We start from the raw sequence: 19939 nt of genomic DNA on the forward strand, positions 1-19939 counted from the left end.
GCTATTAAACGTAAGCTGCGAATAATCTCACACTCGCATCCACCTGTCCCCAGCGATATACTCAACGCCCACCTAAAAACAGTCTGAAGTTGATCAATGATTAATCTACGCAAGCAATTTCCGCACTATCTTAAGCTCATCCGCTTTGACCGCCCGATTGGTAGCTACTTACTACTTTGGCCGACGCTCATCGCTTTATGGGTTGCCGCGCAAGGTGTGCCTGATTTACGTATCTTACTGATTTTTGTGATCGGCACTTTTTTGATGCGCTCTGCCGGTTGTGCCATTAATGATTACGCCGACCGCGATATTGATGCACACGTTGAACGCACCGAAAACCGCCCGCTCGCCAGCGGAGCGATCAGTGCCAAAGAAGCGCTTGGCGTATTTGTCGTGCTAGGCCTGCTGTCGTTTATTTTGGTATTACAGCTCAACTGGCTCACCATTATTTTATCGGTTGTTGCGCTCTTACTCGCCTCCAGCTATCCCTTTATGAAACGGGTGCACATGTTGCCGCAAGTGCATTTGGGCGTCGCCTTTGCCTGGGCCATTCCCATGGCGTATACCGCGATCAATAATGAACTGCCTAATTTCAGTAACTGGTTGATTTTTATAACCGCCGTGATCTGGACCACTGCCTACGACACCATGTATGGCATGGCCGATCGTGAGGATGATCTCAAACTCGGCCTTAAATCGACCGCTATTTTATTTGGGGATAATGACCGCCTGATTGTTGGTTTAATGCAGCTGGCAGTAGTCATCCTGCTGTCTATTCTTGGCGCACTGGAGTCCTTTGGGTATATCTACTATCTAGCTCTGTTTTTCGCCTCGATATTTTTTGTGTATCAGCAGTATTTAATTCGTGAACGTGACCGAAAGCTCTGTTTCCGCGCTTTTTTAAACAATAACTGGTTTGGTATGGTGGTATTTATTGGCTTGGCGCTGGATTATTTTCTGCAATAAGCCCGCTAGTCAGGTAAAATGCCGGTCACAACGCATTTTATTACACTCAAAACCGCGCTATCTGGAACAAGAATATGTCAAGACAAAGCAGCTTTACCTACGAAGAACTTCTCAAATGTGGCCACGGCGAACTATTTGGTGAGGGTAATGCCCGCCTGCCGATCCCACCCATGCTGATGATGGATCGCGTAACTGAAATCAACGAAGCTGGCGGCGAGTTTGGCAAAGGTGAAATGATTGCTGAGCTGGATATCAATCCAGACCTGTGGTTCTTTGATTGCCACTTCCCGACTGACCCGGTTATGCCAGGCTGCTTGGGCTTGGATGCAATGTGGCAGATGATTGGATTCTACCTTGGTTGGTTAGGTAACCCTGGTCGCGGTCGCGCACTGGGTTCTGGTGAAGTGAAATTCACTGGTCAGGTACTGCCAACAGCGAAAAAAGTCACTTATCGCATTAACATGACCCGTGTTATCAGCCGTAAATTGGTAATGGGCGTGGGTAACGGCACCGTTGAAGTGGATGGCCGCGTGATCTACACCGCGAAAGACCTGAAAGTAGGTCTGTTCACATCAACTGAAAATTTCTGATCTAATCCATTCGAAATTGAATCAGCAGATTGCCGTTGCGACTTATGCGCGCAGCGGCAATTCTAATTGCTCCGGCATCCCCGGCGGCGAAAATTGCACCCCGACTCCGATCAAACGCACCGGACGTTTTCCGCGCTGCCAAGCCTGATCACACAAATGCGCAAAGCCAGCTTCACTCGGCACCGTGCCCGCCATCTGAATGGTTGTGGTTTCAAAGTCATCAAATCGCAATTTCACAAATAAGGTTCTGGGCCGTAGCTCCATCCGCTTTTGAGTACGTGCCAAGCGCTCAGTAAACTCCTGAAATAAAATGGGGATTTCGGCAAGGCAAGCCTCCAAACCCGGCAAATCCTGTGCGTAAGTCTCCTCAACACTCAGTGATTTTGGCGTGCGATGACTAACCACTGGTCGCTCATCAATGCCACGCGCTAATTGATATAAACGGGTACCGAAGATACCAAACTGCTCGCACAAACGCGCCTCGCTAAACGCCTGCAAATCCTCACAGCTCTCAACCCCCATATCAGATAAGCGCTTGGCGGTGACCTTGCCAACCCCGAAAATCCGCTTGACCGGCAGCTGGCGGACAAATTCATCTACCTGATCTGGCCGCACAATGCATTGGCCATTCGGCTTATTCCAATCACTTGCAACTTTAGCCAAAAACTTATTAGACGCCACACCCGCAGACGCCGTAATACGCTCCATTGCAAAGATACGCTGGCGAATTTCTTCAGCAATCAAGGTCGCACTGCCACGACAATGTGGGCTATCGGTTACATCTAAGAAAGCCTCATCCAATGAAACAGGTTCTACTAAATCGGTATATTGATGAAATAAAGCCTGAATTCGGGATGACACTTCTTTATATAAAGCCATGCGTACCGGCAGCAAAATCAGTGACGGACATAAACGCAAGGCACGCGAGCTGGGCATTGCTGAGTGCACGCCAAACTCTCGCGCCTCATAAGAACAGGTCGCAATCACTCCACGTTGACCACCCGAGCCACCCACGGCAATCGGCTTGCCTTTAAGCGATGGATTCTCCCGTGTTTCAACCGCCGCATAAAAGCAGTCCATATCAATGTGAATTATTTTTCGCAATAATTACAACCTTTCTTCTAGTTTCAGCGACATACGCAATAGGCTAATATACACCCCCAAACGAGATTGGAAAAAGGTTTCACTTGTCTGGTTAATTACACCTGCCGAGGTGCATTAACGGGATTGTTTGTACCTTTGATTGCTTAATCCGTATAATACGATTGGCTGGTATACACAAGGAAACGAATGTGACGAACACCCCGAAAGGCACTACAAATACTACTACCCATCAAGCGGCGAGCGTCGGTCCACTCAACGAATGGCGCCGCCTGAACCTTAGGGTGAAGGGGCAACCGAAGCACTTCAAGAACCATAGCCAACGGATCTTATTTGCACTTCAACATAAACTGCACCAGTACCTTCCGGGTGCCTTGCAGGATTTGTTTATTGCATTGGGCGATAGCGGACGTCCATTACGGGTTCGTTTGTATAGCCTCGTCCTGCCATTATTGGATCAGCACGATCGTGAATATTTTCACGAATGGCTGGCGCACGACTCCGATGCCACCCTCGGTAGCTACCGCTTTCCGGGCTCGGTGCTTATCAGCCAAACCGCTCACCATGAGCAAACTGAGCCTGATCCGTATTCACCACCAGATGCTGGCACGGTGATTGAGCGTAGTCGCCATGCGATTACCTACGGAAGAACAGAAATTGCGCAAACTTTACTGGAAGAAGCTTGTCTCAACCAAAGTACTCGCCCGGATATTGGCCTTGTCGAGGAGCTTCTAAGCTTCTATGCAGCGACTCGCCAACGGGGTGCATTGGAGCAATTTGCCAATTATCTTAAGCAACAACACAAGTTCAACCTGTCAGATCACTGGAAACAGGTTCTGGAATCAGCCAAGGAATGGTAATATCCCCAGCCTGAAAGGGATTAGCCCTTTAAATCATGAGAAAAACTCACGTACCGGATGACACTCGCATGCCAGTAATTAGCAATCTGTATCGCCCCTCTAAACTTTGTGGACTCGCGTTGACCTTGTGTCTGGCGAGTACGCTGGCCAATGTCGCCTTTGCCGACAGCCACGTAGAACGCACAGTTAAGGCGGTAGGCACACTAAGCGCCATCGTTAACAAGAACTACATCGATGCAGGCGTTTCAAAGAATCAGATTATGGTTGCCATTTTGGCGGCCAACCCTAGCGCTTTTAAAGGCGGTAATATCAACAACATGCTGGGAGGCGCAGACTTACGCCTACCACCAGTAGAAATGATCAAGAACATCTCTCAAAAAGATGCTGATAATTTGCTGAAACAGCATTATGCCTTTTTCCGCCAAGGAAAGACCGGCAACCTGCCACCACCAACGTTCATTACCATCACCAGCCCAGAGACAGTCAAACAGCTGGTTGAGGAAAAAGAAGAGCAGTCTGAAAAACTCGACTTGCTGCAAAATGAGCGTGAGCGTTTAAACGCACTGGTCAAGCGTCTTGAAGATGAGAAAGCCAAGCGTGACTTCGACCTTGAGGCACTGGAAGATAAGATCCAAAGCCTGCAAAGCTCATCCAATGCACTGGGTTCTACTACCGCAGACCTGAAACTGAAATTGGCCAATGGCGAATTAACCGGTGAAGGCGCAAAGGTTTTAGAAGAGCTTCAGGAGAGAAACCAAAGCTTAAATGCTCAACTGCAAGCGGCACGTAGCGAAATGGCAGAAAGCACCCGCATGGAAATCTCTCTGGAGCGCCGCATGGGCGATATTCAGGGTGAAAATGCGCGGATGTCAGATGCATTAAAAGAGCAAGGCATCGCACCTGAAACCATTAAAGCTAGACCACCTGAAGAAAATAAAGCGGCAACCCAAGACACAGCCCCAGTAACAACCACAACGGCTCCGGTGGCTACTGCACCTCAGAACAGTGGTGGTTTTAACACTAACTGGCTGTATCTGCTGATCCCGATCATTGGTCTGTTTGCAATTGGTTGGTTAGCTTGGCTGCTATTTCAACGCGCTAAAGACAAGAAGCAAAATCAGCGTCGTCGCCAGCAGGCACCGGCTGTTGCACCGTCACTGTTTGTTAACGATGGCCGCATGATTGATCCTGCTGCTGAAGTTGAGCAAGAGCCACCTTTGGAAGTCAGTATTAAGCTGGATGTGGCACGTGCCTATGTTGAAGCAGGCGATCTGCCATCAGCACATGAAATGCTAGATGAAGTAATGGATGAAGGTAATACGCAGCAACAACTTGAAGCCCAGCAGATTCTGGGTGAAATTGAAGCCGCGAATAACAACTAAATTCATCACAGCAATACGCTAGTCAAAACCTGTCGTCGTACTCATGTTGCGGCGACAGTTTTTTTTATGCCGCCGCAATCACTTTCTCAATTACATATTTGGATAGCTTGGACCTCCGCCACCTTCCGGAGTAACCCAGGTAATGTTCTGGCTTGGATCTTTGATATCACAGGTCTTACAGTGAACACAGTTCTGGCTATTGATCTGTAGCGCAGGATTACTATCTCCCACAATCTCATACACACCCGCCGGGCAATAACGTTGCTCCGGAGCGTCGTATACTGCCAAATTGGTATTCACCGGAATCGCTGGGTCAGTTAGCTTCAAGTGACAAGGCTGGTCTTCTGCATGGAAGGTATTCGCCAAGAATACAGATGACAGTTTATCAAAGCTCAGCTTACCGTCTGGCTTGGCGTATTCAATTTTGCGCGACTCAGCCGCTGGCTTCATCTGTGCATAGTCAGGCTTGGTATCGTGCAGCGTAAATGACAACTTACCCTGAAACAGCTTCTGATCTAAGTAGTTATACGCACCACCCATCAACATGCCAAACTTGTGCATGGCTGGGCCAAAGTTACGAGACTCGTGCAGCTCTTGTCCTGCCCATGAGTCACGGAACTGCTGATCAAAATGCGACAATACCTGACCTTCCGCACCATCAGCTTTCAAGTGCTCGAATAACACGTCAGCCGCAACGATACCGGACTTCATAGCAGTATGTGTGCCTTTGATTTTCGCAAAGTTCAGCGTGCCAGCATCACAACCTACGAGTAATGCACCCGGCATACTCATTTTTGGCAGTGCGTTTAAACCACCTTTTGCGATTGCGCGCGCGCCATAAGACACGCGACGACCACCTTCCAGCGTTTTAGCAAACACGGGGTGATGCTTCATCTTCTGGAACTCATCAAATGGGCTCAGGTACGGGTTGCTGTAATTCAAATCGATGATCAAACCCACTACAACCTGATTATTTTCCAAGTGATACAGGAATGAACCACCGGTTGCATCATCTAGCGGCCAGCCAGAACCGTGAACTACTAATCCAGGTTCATGGTTTTCAGGGCTGACTTCCCACAGCTCTTTCAGACCAATACCGTAATGCTGCGCATCAGAGTCTGCATCCAACTGGAAGCGGCTCAATAATTCTTTACCTAAATGACCACGGCAGCCTTCTGCAAAGACAGTGTATTTTGCATGTAGCTCCATGCCCGGCTCATAGCTGTCTTTTTGCTCGCCATGCTCATCGATACCCATATCCTGAGTGGCAACACCTTTGATGCTGCCATCTTCATGATACAAAATCTCAGCCGCTGGAAAGCCTGGATAAATCTCAACTTCCAACGCTTCTGCTTGCTCGCCCAACCAACGCGTCAGATTACCAAGGCTGGCAATGTAGTTACCTTCATTGTGCATGCTGGGTGGAATCATGAAGTTCGGCATTTTCACCGACTTGCGCTCATTGGTGAACAAATGCACTTCGTCGCGCGTTACCGCCGTCTTCAGTGGGGCTTCCAGCTCTTTCCAGTTAGGAAACAATTCTTCCAGAGCACGCGTTTCGATTACCGCACCGGATAAAATATGAGCGCCAATTTCAGAGCCTTTTTCTAATACACAGACTGATAGCTCGTGATCCTGCTCAGCGGCCAGTTGTTTAAGGCGGATCGCAGTGGATAAGCCTGCCGGCCCTCCCCCAACGACGACGACATCATATTCCATACTTTCGCGTTCTGCACTCGTGCTCATAACTTAACCTTGTTGATATTTATCACTAGGATTATTTATTATATTTACCTTGACGTAAAGGTAAACTCCAACATTACAATTGCACTTCGATTGTAAATGACAATATGACTGACGTAAAAAGGAAAATCATCAAACAATTTAGGAGCTGAGACCATGTCAAAGATTAGCATTCAGCATTTTCAGGATCTGATCAAAAACGAATTATTCTGGGCTGATGATGTTGGCCTCTCTCTGGAGCAAGTCAATAACGGCCATGCCGTCATACGATTGCCTTATGATGAGCGCTCGGTGCGCCCCGGCGGCACCATCTCAGGGCCACATATGATGCTGTTAGCGGATGCTTGTATGTTCGCGGTAGTGCTCAGCATGATTGGCGATGTGAAACTGGCAGTGACTACTAACCTCAATATTAACTTCTTAAGAAAGCCCAGCCAGAGTGACTTGTTAGCCGAAGGTAAAATTATCAAACTGGGTAAGCGCCTGGCGGTTATCGAGGTTTCGTTATTTACGGCTGATGAGAATGAGATCGTGGCGCATGTCACCGGCACCTACTCCATTCCACCTCAAACCGGCTAATCATAAAAAAGGCCGCTGGCAGTTTCCTACTCAGCGGCCTTCTCTAATTCAACTGATGAAATTACTCAGCTGCTTGATCAATATCCGGCAGCACCAGATTCAAGATAATCGCCAACATAGCCGATGGAAGCAGACCCGTCGTCAGCAGCACTTTCAGGGTTGATGGCAAGTGTTGCAGCGCTTCAGGCACCAGCTGCAAACCTAAGCCTACTGACAGCGAGATCGCAAAGATCAGCATGCTACGACGGTTCCAAACCACGTCAGACAACATGCTAACACCCGCAGCCGCTACCATTCCGAACATCACAATCACACTACCACCCAATACTTCGATGGGAATGGTTGAAATGATCGCGCCTACTTTTGGCACCAAGCCCGCAACGATCAGGAACAGTGCTCCGATGGTTACAACGTGGCGACTCATCACACCCGTCATTGCAATCAAACCGACGTTTTGGCTAAAGGAAGTATTTGGCAAGGCACCAAACACACCGGAAATTGCACTACCGAAACCATCAGCATAGGTCGCACCAGCAATTTCTTTATCCGTCGCTTCACGACCTGCACCACCTTTGGTGATACCTGATACGTCACCGACGGTTTCAATTGCAGACACAAAACCGAGCAAAATACAGCCAACAATCGGAGCAAACTCAAAGCTAATACCAAAGTGCAAAGGATCAGGAACCATTATCCAAGCGGCATTACCGACATTGTCGAAACTCACTTCGCCCATCACCAGTGCAACTAGGTAACCAACGATAATACCGAGGAACGCGGCACCAGTTGAAAGCAGACCTTTGGTGAAAAACTTGAAATACAGCGTAGCAACAATCACCACAATCGCCATAAACCAATTAATTAAGCTACCGAACTCCGGCTTGCCTTTAGCGGGCACACCACCGGCCGCATACTCAATACCGACTTTAATCAGCGCCAAACCAATCATCAGAATGATTAATCCGGTTACCAATGGAGGCAACCAGTTGCGAATCTTGTTAATTACCGTACCCAAAAAGCCCTGCACGATACCACCAATCAGGATACCGCCCATTAGCGCAGCCATTCCCTCAACACCTTGACCAGCAACTAGGGGAATCATGATTGGGATGAACGCGAAACTAGTACCTTGCACGATCGGCAATCTGGCCCCCATGGGGCCTATACCGATGGTTTGAAACAGTGTGGCAACACCGGCGAAGAACATCGACATCTGGATCATGTAGACCATGTCGCCCATGCCCGGTGTGCCGAAACCGAAACCGGCAGCACCCGCGATAATAATAGCTGGGGTAATGTTACTGACAAACATTGCCAGAATGTGTTGAAGACCTAAGGGAACCGCCTGAGCGAGCGGTGGGGTATAATCGGGGTTGCGCAAGTCGGCAGCTGTCGACATAGAGTCTCTCCTATATATTTAGATAACTTACTTAGTGCAAAATGATTCTCCGGGGACATTCTCTGCAAACCAGGCAGCCAGCCGAAATTCAGCAATCCTGTGAACTTGTTCCAATGCAGTTTTAAATTCTATTTCACGGCTATTATTTAACCGCTCTTCGAAGGCAGCTAAGATGAGATGCCGATTAGCGCCCTTTACCGCCATAATAAATGGGAAATCAAAGCGCGTGGTATACGCATCATTCATGCTCTGGAAGCGGGCAAACTCTTCAGCATTACACTGATCCAAGCCTGCTCCGGCTTGCTCTGAGGTACTTGCGGCGGTGAGCTCTCCCGATACGGCGGCTTTTCCTGCTAAATCCGGGTGCGCCCTTAAGAGTGCTAATTTTTGATCGTCACTAGCCGAGTCGACCTCTTGACGTAGGGCTTTAGTGAGTGCATCAATATCCTGAACATCGACCGGTGCACGGTCATATGCTTGCTCAGCAACCCATGCTGAGTGCTCGTAGATGCCACCAAAACACTCAATAAACTTCTGACGGTCCATTACTACTCCAAAGTGGGATTGATTACGAAGGGGCAAAGGGGATTTGCCATGCATAGTTACACTTAGTTGATACTAACTATTAGTCACCATGGCATGCAAGCGGAATTCATCATCAAATTTATTAATACTAAACGCCCATAAAAAAGGCCGGGAGATTAGTCCCGGCCTTTTCTTTGATTACTGATTACACAGTAACCATGATACAAACAGCAGTTTAGCGCCAGACAATAGCCTGAGGGCCACCACCGCGTCGCGCCACTTTAGCGCCCACTTCTAAGGTAAATACCTTATAGATCGGTGCGATATCAGGATCTTTAAACCAAACCACACCAACGACCGCATCAATATCATTCGTGACATCCATTGTGCCGCTATAAACGCCACCTTCTAATGGAGACTGCACAGTACAGCTGCCATAGTCGACATCAAAATCACCATCTGTCTCAGTGTACTGAGTACACACTGACATCAAACCAGGTGACGTCCGTGCCTGCTCTACATCAAAATCGATAGCAATAGCGCGTGATGTGTCAAAGTTAAAATCAGCAGAGCTTCTCAGGTCCGCAGTGTATTCCAATGTCGGTACTGTACCTGGGTTTTCACCGCTAGGGCCAGAACCATCAGCCGTGTCACCAGTACCGGCGCCACCGCAGGCTGCTAACAAAAGCGCCAGTGATGAGATTGTTATTAAGTTCTTCATTGTTATTCTTCCTTAATCTTTAAACAGAATGCTATCAACAGCGTTCTTCAGCGAGAACCATGATGGGTTTTCTTCACCCTCACTACGTACAAAGCTTGGGAACTGAGGATAAGCATGCGTTACATCGCGGTATTCTTTCGGATACTGCCAGCGGTTACCCATCTCCATTGCCCATGGCATACCATTGGTAGTCTGGAAGAAGTGCTTATCATCTGGGTTTGATGCATCCTGACCTGAGCGATTCATAAACTTATAGTTGAATGCTTCAGTTGCATGTTGATTTTTCAGGTGGATTTCATAGCTACGACCTGGTGGTGTTTCAAAGTGATCGCCGTGCCATGCGCCCGGTGTTGCAAACATAAACGGATCAAATACGCCTGAGATATCGCTTTCAACCGGCGTCTTGAATGGAATTGTGATGTTAAAGCGCATCTGAACATTAGAGCCACAGCCCTCTTCAGTCCGGTAGAACACGCAGTCCTCACCCGCACTCACATAACTCCACGTGTTATACGCCAGAATAAAGATTGCTTCATAACGACCCGCTTCCAGTGGTGAGTAGTTTCTCACTTTGCGGTCATTGATCGTGTAATTGATATTATCTTCATCAATCTGGTCACGCAGTACATCCGGCAGGCGAATACCAAAACCGTTGTGATACGCGGCACCAACAGCAGCTAACTCACCAGAGATATTCACTAAAGTGACTTTGTCATCGGTACGGAATACAGTGGTACGCATATAAGTGACTAAGTCATTCATATCGTAATCACCTTCAAACGGCCAGTTATCTTCAAAGGCAACGGTCGTCCAACCTTTGCTGGATGGGTAGTAGTTAACCGCTGAGCCTTCTACAGTGATCTCGACATTGTAATCCTCAACCTCACCATCACTCACACCACCGATTGGCTCCATACCTACGCTTGAAGATAAACGGAAACGTGCCCAGGTAGAACCCGGCAATGAGCCTTCAGGAACAGTGATGTAGATAGGTTGCTTACCTGCTTCAACAGCTTTATCCGTGATGATTTGCTCATCCGCATCAAACTGACCATTCTGATTAGAATCCAACCACGCACTAAGAATACCCGCTTCAGATGACTCAACCATGACAACGGCAGTATCGCCCGCTTGCAGATTGGTCGCGAACTGCACACCATCTTCATCGTCATTAGAATCTGACTCATCATCTGACAATGGCAACGGTTTACCGTCACTCTCACCATCAACGCCTTTACCTAGGTATAGCGTGTTTTCATCTTTCAAGCCATGGCGAGCACCATTGTCTTTCAGTAAGGTACCGTAAGAGTCTGGCGCATCACCGAAATCGATACTCGTATCTGATACATCGACAACAGGAGCTAAGGCACAACGTGCACCATCGTTGATACTAGAAGATGGGCCTAATGCAAATAACTGAGCACTGTAGTTTTCAACACCAATAGCAATCTTGAAAATTTTGCCGTCGCTGTTACGGCTGATATACAGGTTTTCATCAACATCGAAATACACCGCACCAAAAGTACCTTCTTCGCCAGTGTCAGCAACCTTCTCGGCAGTACCGTTTTCGACGTTGATACGCATCAGGATTCCGGTCTTATCAACCGCATAAGCAAAGCCATCGGTTGGATGGAAAGCCATATCAAAGATCTTAAGACTCAGCGTCTTACCATCAGTAATCTGCTTCATCTGCAAATAATCATCTGCACCTTCATCCAGTGAAATCGCGTACAAACCCTTCGCACTACCCGGACCATAAACATAGTAGGTATTGTTCGTTAGCGAAACATCACCTACATAGAAATCAGAGTTTACGATGCCGTATTTTTCTTTATCTTCTGAGCTTATTAATGGCTCAATAGTGAAGTCGCTGTGGATTCTAGCGGGCACATGGTGCTCGTAACTCCAACCATACATGAACTGGTCATTCGGGTTAAAGCCGGTTGCATTCACCTTGCTTTTGGTGTCCATATCATCTTGAGCCAGCGCATAATCACCAGTGACCAAGTTCACACTGTAAGTGTTCGCAACGGCACCTTGGGTCAAATATGCACGGGATGGGCACTCCATAAAGGGATCAGCCCAAGCGGCCTGGCTACCTAGCAGCAGACTTGTTAGTAGTAATCGACGCATTGTTGAATTTACCTTATTTTTATAATTCAGACTCGTTATAGCATTTATAGTATTAGCCACTCATGAACAAAGCAACGCCACTCATCCGAATGCTATAGCATGCGATGTAACCAACGAATGCGTAATAAGTCTAAAAACATGGTGATTGCGTCTGGCAAAGGGTCGACCGTTGAGCCCTCTTTATGATGCCACTCAACACCTACTTCTTTGATTTTGTAGCCTGATTTTTTGGCGATGTATAAATGCTCAACATCAAACCCAAAGCCATAAATACGCTGTAAGGTCGCTACCTGATGTGCAACTTCTCTACGGTAAGCTTTAAAGCCGCACTGAGTATCATTAATTCCCCGAATCGAAATCAGACGGACGGCGGAATTGAATAGACTGCTCATCAGGTTTCGGTACCAAGGTTTTTTTTCCACCTTCGAATCCTGCATACTGCGGGAACCAATGGCCACGTCATAACCCTCATCAAAGCAGGCTAGTAATTTTGGCACCTCGCTGATTGGCGTGGAAAGGTCTGCATCGGTGAATAAGATAATATCGCCGGAGGCCCGCATCATGCCACGGGCAATGGAATAGCCTTTGCCGACGTTTTTATGATTTTCCATCAACGTGCCTTCATCGTGTTCATTAATTTCTTTGCCGTAAATATCAATGAATTTCACGATTTCGGTGGTCAGGTCATTACTGCCATCATCCACCACAATAATTTCACTGCGATAAGGCTGCGCGGAGAGGTAGTCTTTGATCTCGTATAAGGAGTCAGCGATCCGCGACTGTTCGTTGTAAGCCGGAATGATCACCGATAAATAAGGTGTTTGTTCACTCATGACAGGAATTCCCCGGTGGTAAACGTGCAATAACAATCACACCAGCAATGATCAGCCCAATGCCTAATGTTTTTTGTAAGGATAGCGTTTCGCCCACGGCGGACCACCAGAATGCGCCGAGATAAACGACGATGTAACCCAGGCTCAACATGGGATAAGCCATACTTAGCGGATACACCCGCAGCACCCGTATCCACAATAAAACCGCGACTAAGTAGCAGCTAATTCCCGCAATCACCCATGCCAGCGAGGTCCAAACCGGGAACTCAACGTGCTGGATAAAGGCCTGTACCGTCTCCGACAGTGGAGCTAATTGCTGCATGCCTGCTTTCATCATGAGCTGCCCAAGCGCACCGGCAATGATCGAAATTACTAAATAAACCGATGCGCGCTGCATCAGTTTCCACCCATTAAACAGCTGATACCTAACATAATTAAACCTGCTCCGAGCCAGTGTTGCAATGATATTTGTTCTTTAAACAGCCATCGCGCCAATAACATCACCACAATATAGCTCAGACTTAGCATGGGATACGCCTGACTTACCGGCATCACACTCAGCACAACCAACCAAAGCAATAAGGCAACTCCCAAGCTCAAGAAGCTCAGCAATACATAGGGATTGGCTAACATAAATGACTTTTCACCGTCAGTTTGCAAAGCCGCCAGCTTTTGAAAAATCTGTGAGGCACTAGAGCAAATCACTGATAATAACAGTGCTGCATAAATAATCGGATCACTCACCGCTCGCCCCTTGTTTAACTGATTTTAAGCCCTTTCCCCGATCAAATAATTCATCATCTGTCAGAGAAACCCGTGGCATTTCCATGCGCTTATACAAGCTCAGAGTACCTTGTGTTTGCCTGCTCATGACTGAACTCAGCTGATACGACTGAGTTATTAACTCCTGATAACCACGCATTTTTAATATTTTACGGAGCTTCTTATTTAGGCTTGGGTGCAGTTGATCATTGAGGTACACATAGCTGAATTTCATATCCCAGATGGCATCAACCACATCTTTGGACTCGTAGCGACCATCGCGATTATTGTCTAGCCAATTGGACTCTTTGATATGGTTTTGTGGAACGGACTGACCGACAAAATAACGGAATAGATAAGGGTCTTCACTTAAGATGGTGATTTCCTCATCCAGCGCTTTCGGCATGGCGCTTAGTACTGGCGAGACATCCGCATAGGCGGCTTCCATCTTTTGTAATTGTTGATAATTGAGTCCGGCAAATAGCACTAATGCCAAGGCCAATGCAGCCTGCTTTAGCCAACGGTAATCCACTTGCTCCAGTAACTGTGTGAATAGCCAAGCGCAGGCCGGCAGTAAAAATAACTGTGCATACACCAAGTGTTTAAATAGGGAAATCATATTCAGCGCATTCAAGTGATACGCCACTAATGGCAATGCGGCAAACAGTAGCGCCACTAATACCAAGCCCGTGCGATGCGCCCAAAACCGCAGGCCTGAGCGCCATAAGCAATAAGTAAAGGCAGCCGTCCAACCCAGTAGCGCAGGCCACAAGTAGCTACCAATCGCTTGTAACATGTACTCTAACGAACCATTTCCTGCACCATGCACACCCTGAATTTGCACCCGATACAGCACCTGCAAATCATCCCAATGCAACGTTACATAGCTCAGCAAAAATACACTAACACCTACGCCATACAATACCGCTATTTTCGGTGCTCTAATCAACGCCAGAATACCCAATACCGGCAAATACAAAACCACTACATACTTACTGGTGACTGCCATGCTAATCAGCACAATCGCCATGAGTAAGTAGCCATAACGAGCACGTGATTTCAGTTCGCAAGCCAGCAACAACGGCGCTAAAGACAGAGTAAAGCAGGCAAAACTAATAATGTCGTAAGTCGCAAAGCGGCTAATAAATAGCTGAGTGGATTGCAGCGCCAGTAATCCCACAGCAATCAGCGCGGTTAGATGATTTCGCCATAAGGCATATACAAAGCCATAGGCACCTAATAATGACAGCAGACCAAAGCCAGTCGCCACCATGCGCGCACCGCTTAGCCCGCCAAGATAACGCTCACCCCAGCCCAATACATACCAGTTAAAATCCGAACCAAAAATATAGGTATAACTTGGCCAACTCGCGCCCGATAGCAAGCGACTACCCACAAATAAGTAATCATACTCATCCATATGGCCAGCATTAAAGTCAAATTGGAGACGCAGATAGACAGAGCCGCAAATTAGCAGCGCCATGATAGCCAGGAAGAACAGCGGCAAACGCCGTGATAAGGCAGACATGGGTATTAAACCCCGTTTATTTTTATTATTTGTCTGCCAACACTACAAAATTATGGTCAATCTAGCAACTTAATCCCGCTGAAGGGCACGCATCTGCGCGACCACTTGCTCGGGGATTTCAACGCTACGCTGCGTCTTAAAATCAAAATACACCATCATCCCCGTGCCTTCAGCAACCACCTTTTGCTGCTGCTCGCTAAACACAGAGTACTCCATGCTCACGCGCTTAGGCTGCAGATCATAGGTGCGAGTGGCAATGTGCACAGTGTCGGGGAACAACACCGGCGCACGATACTCGCAACTGGTTGATGCCAGAACTGGCCCCGTCTTACTGGTCTTCATCAGCTCCAGCGAGCCGATCGCTTCCAGATACGCCAATCGTACATCCTCAAAATAGCGGAAATAGATTTTATTATTCACGTGCTGAAAGGCATCCATATCGCCCCAATGCACATCTTGCGTAATAATAATCGGGTACTTCTCTTTCCAGTCCTGCATACATCAACCTGTGTGTTTTATTTTGATAAGTTTAGTTGGTAGATCGCAAAGCCATCCGCATCGGTTTTACCCGTCGCTTCCAGCTGAGGTAGAGTCTTGGCAAACTCCGCCGCTTCTGGCAATGGCGAGGAACGCAATGTTACAACTACCGTTTCGTTAACTGGCTTAAAGCTCCAGTTATTATCGGCTGATGGATCAAAGCCATCGGCATTTTCTTTTGCCATTTCAGTGATGTATTCAGCAACCACCTGACGGTTTTCATTTGGCGCGCGAATCGCAATCGTATCAGTATTTACATTCGGGAAATTACCGCCGCCCGAAGCACGGTAGTTATTAGAAACCACCAAGAATGGCTTCTCTTCATCGATAGCCTTACCGTCAAACTGCAGGTTCACGATGCGATTAGCTTTTTCATTCGCCACGCTGCCATCTTTGTTGTATTTGGCTGGCTGTGTCAGATCAATCTGATACGTCACGCCATCAATCACATCAAAGTTATAACTTGGGAAGTCCGTATTAATCAGCGGTTGCGATTCAGTGCTAGCAGCATCAATCTGATTAAATTGACCGGCTGACATCTCTAACCACTCACGAACTTGCGAGCCCGTTAATTTCAGAATTTGCAGCGTATTAGGGTAGATATATAAATCCGCAACATTACGGAATGCGATATCGCCCGCAGGGACATTCGTGAAGTCACTAGGGCCTTGGCGACCCGCACGGAACGGTGCTGCTGCCGATAACACCGACAAACCATCGTACTCAGTGCCCTGAATCAGGCGCTCGCCATACCACATCTGCGCATCGCTCACGACTTGAATGGATGGGTCATCCTGCGCAAGTGCAAAGAAGCTATTCACCGGTGCGGCGATTTTTGCAAATGGCTCGCTCACCCACTTATCCGTCGCGGCATGCTCATCAGCAACAGAGGCCACAACAGACTCATCCGCCTTGGTTTCTGCAACCGAGCGCAGTTCCGTACTAAAGTCTTTAACCGTCCACTTGCCATCGACATAGGTTAGATTCAAATCAATCAAGCCAATGTGATTGGCCCAGAACCCAGGCATAACCGCAGGCACACCATTAATGCTACCTTTAACGTTATCCACGCCCTGCGCTTCAAAGCCGTTATAAGCCTTGCCACCGGGGAAAGTGTTATGCGCATGACCAAACATAATCGCATCAATGCCATCGACTTTAGACAAGTGATAGGTCGCATTTTCCTGCATTGCCGTGGCATCGGTAATTTCTAAGCCAGAGTGCGGAATGGCGACAACAAGGTCTGCACCCTTCTCTTTCATTTCCGGCACATAGCGCTTGGCCATTTCTACCATGTCTTTAGCGATGACATTGCCGGTCAGGTTTGCTTTGTCCCAATTCATGATTTGAGGTGGTACAAAGCCAATAAAGCCCACCTTTACCGTGTGCTCATCGCCTTTGGCATCTTTTAGCTTTTGCTCGCTAATCAGATACGGCTGGTAGTAAGGCTTGTCATTGCTTGGGTCAGCATCACCGTCATCGACGAACACGTTAGCACTGATGTATGGGAAATCAGCGCCCTTAATGGCTTGTCCTAAGAAATTCAGACCAAAGTTAAATTCGTGGTTTCCGATATTACCCACTACATAATCCAGCGGATTCATGGCTTTGTAGGCAGGGTGAACTTGATCTTTCTGCAAACCAGTACGCGCCATGTAGTCGCCCATCGGGCTACCTTGCAGCAAGTCACCGTTATCCACCAATAAGCTATTAGTCACTTCTGCACGCGCGGCTTTGATCAGGGTTGCCGCTTTTGCAAAACCAATTTTCTCATCCGTTTTACCGGTGAAATAATTGTAGTTCAGCAAGTTCATGTGAATGTCGGTAGTTTCCATCAAGCGCAATTTCAACTGAGTGTTCTCAGCAGTCGTATCCGCATAGCCGTTTGTTGCAGTGACTAACAAAGCCAACATCACGGCTTGGCTTAAAGGTTTTATAGTGTTCACAGTGCAAGACCCTTCCTTCAAATTGGTTAATAGCTATATCCTAATGAACCCAGATGACAACATGGTGATATCAGAACACGCGATAAGCAATAGCGGTGTATATCACACCGCCAGATTAGCCCAATTTAAAAAACAATCCGGAATCAATCAAGCCTTATTGACCATTCGCCGCAATTGCTACTCGGCTAATGTCACAATTCCCAGAAATTCAGTCACATCCTCATAACTTTTGTTCAAATGACGCAATGGTTGTGCAATAGAGCCTAAAACTTTGATGTGCTCAGTCTTGGGATAGAAACGTGTGCGTACATCGGTACCAGCTTCTGCCAGCTTTTCAGCAAAGGTACGCGTGTGATATGGCAATACGCGGGTGTCATCCAGCCCATGAATCAACAATACCGGTGGCAAATCAGGTCGAACAAAATCAATCGGCTGTGATTTATTGCCCGCGCCATCAAACACGCCAATAACTTCGGGGTTTTCCAGTGTTAGATCATAAGGCCCGGCCAAACCAATCATGCCAACAACCTGTGCATCGACCCGGTTTTGCCAAAGGTAAGTGCGATCAGTCGTAATCAAAGCAGCGGTATGCGCACCGGCGGAGTGCCCCATAATCACGAACTCGCGTAGTGGCCGCCCTAGCAAGCTAACGTCCCGCAACTCAACGGCTTTGATGGCTTTAGCGACGTCATCTACAAATACCGGGAACTTCACCGCAGGATACAGCTGATAATCCGGAATAATCACCGGATGGCCTAATTGTGCCAGCGCATGACCCACAAATTTATAATCCGTTTTGGTTCCGGTTCGCCAAGCGCCACCATACACAAACACCACCGGCACTTTGCCTTGGTCAATTTTGGGCTTGTAAATATCCATTGATTGACGGGGTGAGTCTCCATACTTCACCGTAGTCATTGTGTAGCCATTGGTATCTAGCATCGAATTGATCTGCTCGGCAGGATTGATAGAACAGGCGCTAATCAGCACCGACGACAAACCTGTAAAAATCAGCAACAGACTTAAGCGAACCTTTTTAATACTCATAATGCTCCCATGCGTTGAGTTGTTAAACGTTCTACCGGCTTCTCCTGAATAGGCCAATGCAAAAGCGCCGCCACCAGAGACAAACCAATACCAATCCACCAAACTAAATCATAATTTCCGGTGCGCTCATACGTCCATCCACCGAGCCACACCCCACTAAAACTGCCTAACTGATGCCCTAAAAATACGAAGCCGTAGAGCAACGACATATAACGGGTACCAAACATCATTGCCACCATGCCTGAGGTCGGCGGTACCGTTGCCAACCACAACAGGCCCATTGCAGCGCAAAAGGCGAACACACTCACCAAGCTAATGGGTATCAGCATAAAGGCTGTAATCGCTACCGCTCGCAGCAGATAAATCCAAATCAACACAGAGCGGCGTTCGCGCCTGCCGGAGATAATGCCTGACATATACGCACCAAACACATTAAACAGGCCAATGGTTGCTACACTCCAAGCCCCGATTTTGGCATCAAAGCCAAGATCTGACAAATATGCAGGTAGATGAGCGGTAATAAATGCCACGTGGAAACCGCAAACAAAGAAGCCTGCGACCAGCAATACGTAAGAACGGTGCCTAAAAGCTTCACTCAAGGCTTGGCGCATGGTTTGCGCAGGCACATTAGTTTCTGACTTCCCGCCACCGGCATAAGGCGCTAATGGCATGGCCAAGACAGCCATCGCAAAGGCGGAGAGGGCCAGAATATGCAAAGCATTCACCCAGCCCACATTATCAATTAAGCCTTGAGAGATCGGCACCACCAGAAACTGCCCCATTGAACCCGCTGCGGTTCCGACACCGAGTACCCACTGCCTGCGATCTTCACTCACAGCCCGCGCTAACGCCGGCAGCACAATGCCAAACGAGGTTCCGGCCACACCAGCACCGACCATCATTCCAGCCGTGCTGTGCAGCATCCAAGGTGCTGTCACATGTGGCATCAAGCCCATGCCCAATGCGTAAATCACCACACCTGAAATAATCACCCGAACATTGCCAAAGCGGTCAGCTAAACCACCAGCGAATACCGCGACTACGCCCCAGACTAGGTTTTGGATTGCCATTGAGAAGCCAATCACATCACGCCCCCAGCCATTCGCCTCGCTAATTGGCTTAACAAACAGGCCAAAACCTGAGCGATAACCAAAGGACAGCATTACCAGCAGGCAAGCAGAAATCAGTAACAACCAAGTACTGGACGGAATTTTGGACAGAGGCTTATGGGTAGACATGGAGGGGCTCATATTGGGGCCAAAGGGAGGGAGTCAAAAGTATAGCCTT

At 47.9% G+C, this 19939-nt stretch carries 19 protein-coding genes; 5 read left to right on the forward strand and 14 right to left on the reverse strand.

The window, feature by feature from the left end; translation table 11 throughout:
* Positions 1-96 precede the first annotated feature (96 nt).
* Both ubiA and fabA read left to right on the forward strand, forming a co-directional pair.
* Positions 97-966: a 4-hydroxybenzoate octaprenyltransferase gene (gene ubiA / locus LEUMU_RS0116535; RefSeq protein ID WP_022953411.1), complete on the forward strand. Its 870-nt coding sequence runs from the start codon at positions 97-99 to the stop codon at positions 964-966.
* Between the two features lie 74 nt (positions 967-1040).
* Positions 1041-1556, forward strand: coding sequence for a 3-hydroxyacyl-[acyl-carrier-protein] dehydratase FabA (gene fabA / locus LEUMU_RS0116540; RefSeq protein ID WP_022953412.1), 516 nt, complete (start codon positions 1041-1043; stop codon positions 1554-1556).
* 42 nt (positions 1557-1598) lie between these two features.
* Here the strand turns inward: fabA and dinB are convergent, their stop codons facing one another.
* Positions 1599-2660, reverse strand: coding sequence for a DNA polymerase IV (gene dinB / locus LEUMU_RS0116545; protein ID WP_022953413.1), 1062 nt, complete (start codon positions 2658-2660; stop codon positions 1599-1601).
* A 188-nt stretch (positions 2661-2848) separates the two neighbouring features.
* Here dinB and LEUMU_RS0116550 point away from each other — a divergent pair, with 188 nt between their 5' ends.
* Positions 2849-3517 (forward strand): hypothetical protein, encoded by a 669-nt coding sequence (locus LEUMU_RS0116550; protein ID WP_022953414.1) that lies wholly within the window; start codon positions 2849-2851, stop codon positions 3515-3517.
* A 35-nt stretch (positions 3518-3552) separates the two neighbouring features.
* Positions 3553-4899, forward strand: coding sequence for a FimV/HubP family polar landmark protein (locus LEUMU_RS0116555; RefSeq protein ID WP_084708119.1), 1347 nt, complete (start codon positions 3553-3555; stop codon positions 4897-4899).
* A gap of 90 nt (positions 4900-4989) precedes the next feature.
* Here the strand turns inward: LEUMU_RS0116555 and LEUMU_RS0116560 are convergent, their stop codons facing one another.
* Positions 4990-6645, reverse strand: a complete 1656-nt coding sequence (locus tag LEUMU_RS0116560; protein ID WP_022953416.1) for an electron transfer flavoprotein-ubiquinone oxidoreductase — start codon at positions 6643-6645, stop codon at positions 4990-4992.
* A gap of 153 nt (positions 6646-6798) precedes the next feature.
* On the opposite strand from LEUMU_RS0116560, the gene LEUMU_RS0116565 reads away from it, so the two are divergent.
* Positions 6799-7221 (forward strand): PaaI family thioesterase, encoded by a 423-nt coding sequence (locus tag LEUMU_RS0116565; protein ID WP_022953417.1) that lies wholly within the window; start codon positions 6799-6801, stop codon positions 7219-7221.
* Positions 7222-7282: 61 nt separating this feature from the next.
* On the opposite strand, the gene LEUMU_RS0116570 is transcribed toward LEUMU_RS0116565, so the two are convergent.
* The 12 genes from LEUMU_RS0116570 to LEUMU_RS0116625 form a co-directional block, all read right to left on the reverse strand.
* Positions 7283-8620, reverse strand: a complete 1338-nt coding sequence (locus LEUMU_RS0116570; protein ID WP_022953418.1) for a uracil-xanthine permease family protein — start codon at positions 8618-8620, stop codon at positions 7283-7285.
* 27 nt (positions 8621-8647) lie between these two features.
* Complete coding sequence (gene uraD / locus LEUMU_RS26540; protein WP_022953419.1) at positions 8648-9166, reverse strand: 2-oxo-4-hydroxy-4-carboxy-5-ureidoimidazoline decarboxylase; 519 nt, start codon at positions 9164-9166, stop codon at positions 8648-8650.
* A gap of 214 nt (positions 9167-9380) precedes the next feature.
* Positions 9381-9866: a hypothetical protein gene (locus LEUMU_RS0116580; protein WP_022953420.1), complete on the reverse strand. Its 486-nt coding sequence runs from the start codon at positions 9864-9866 to the stop codon at positions 9381-9383.
* Positions 9867-9878: 12 nt separating this feature from the next.
* Entirely contained in the window at positions 9879-11999 is a 2121-nt protein-coding gene (locus tag LEUMU_RS0116585; RefSeq protein ID WP_022953421.1) for an LruC domain-containing protein, read from the reverse strand.
* 92 nt (positions 12000-12091) lie between these two features.
* Positions 12092-12832 carry a dolichyl-phosphate beta-glucosyltransferase gene (locus LEUMU_RS0116590; protein WP_022953422.1) on the reverse strand — a complete coding sequence of 247 codons (741 nt, stop codon included), beginning with the start codon at positions 12830-12832 and terminating at the stop codon, positions 12092-12094.
* Entirely contained in the window at positions 12825-13229 is a 405-nt protein-coding gene (locus tag LEUMU_RS0116595; protein WP_022953423.1) for a DMT family transporter, read from the reverse strand. The genes LEUMU_RS0116590 and LEUMU_RS0116595 overlap by 8 nt, the downstream gene beginning before the upstream one ends.
* Positions 13229-13576 (reverse strand): EamA family transporter, encoded by a 348-nt coding sequence (locus LEUMU_RS0116600; RefSeq protein ID WP_022953424.1) that lies wholly within the window; start codon positions 13574-13576, stop codon positions 13229-13231. The genes LEUMU_RS0116595 and LEUMU_RS0116600 overlap by 1 nt, the downstream gene beginning before the upstream one ends.
* A complete protein-coding gene (locus tag LEUMU_RS0116605; protein WP_022953425.1) occupies positions 13569-15122 on the reverse strand; it encodes an ArnT family glycosyltransferase in 1554 nt (517 codons plus the stop codon). The genes LEUMU_RS0116600 and LEUMU_RS0116605 overlap by 8 nt, the downstream gene beginning before the upstream one ends.
* A 69-nt stretch (positions 15123-15191) precedes the next feature.
* On the reverse strand, positions 15192-15620 hold the full coding sequence (locus LEUMU_RS0116610; protein ID WP_022953426.1) for an acyl-CoA thioesterase: 429 nt from the start codon (positions 15618-15620) through the stop codon (positions 15192-15194).
* 17 nt (positions 15621-15637) lie between these two features.
* Positions 15638-17605, reverse strand: coding sequence for a bifunctional 2',3'-cyclic-nucleotide 2'-phosphodiesterase/3'-nucleotidase (locus LEUMU_RS0116615; protein WP_022953427.1), 1968 nt, complete (start codon positions 17603-17605; stop codon positions 15638-15640).
* Positions 17606-17782: 177 nt separating this feature from the next.
* Positions 17783-18652: an alpha/beta hydrolase gene (locus LEUMU_RS0116620; protein ID WP_022953428.1), complete on the reverse strand. Its 870-nt coding sequence runs from the start codon at positions 18650-18652 to the stop codon at positions 17783-17785.
* Positions 18649-19890, reverse strand: coding sequence for an MFS transporter (locus LEUMU_RS0116625; protein ID WP_022953429.1), 1242 nt, complete (start codon positions 19888-19890; stop codon positions 18649-18651). Before LEUMU_RS0116625 ends, LEUMU_RS0116620 begins: the two co-directional genes overlap by 4 nt.
* Positions 19891-19939: the final 49 nt, after the last annotated feature.

The sequence above is a fragment of the Leucothrix mucor DSM 2157 genome, from assembly GCF_000419525.1.
Taxonomy (GTDB): Bacteria; Pseudomonadota; Gammaproteobacteria; order Thiotrichales; family Thiotrichaceae; genus Leucothrix; species Leucothrix mucor.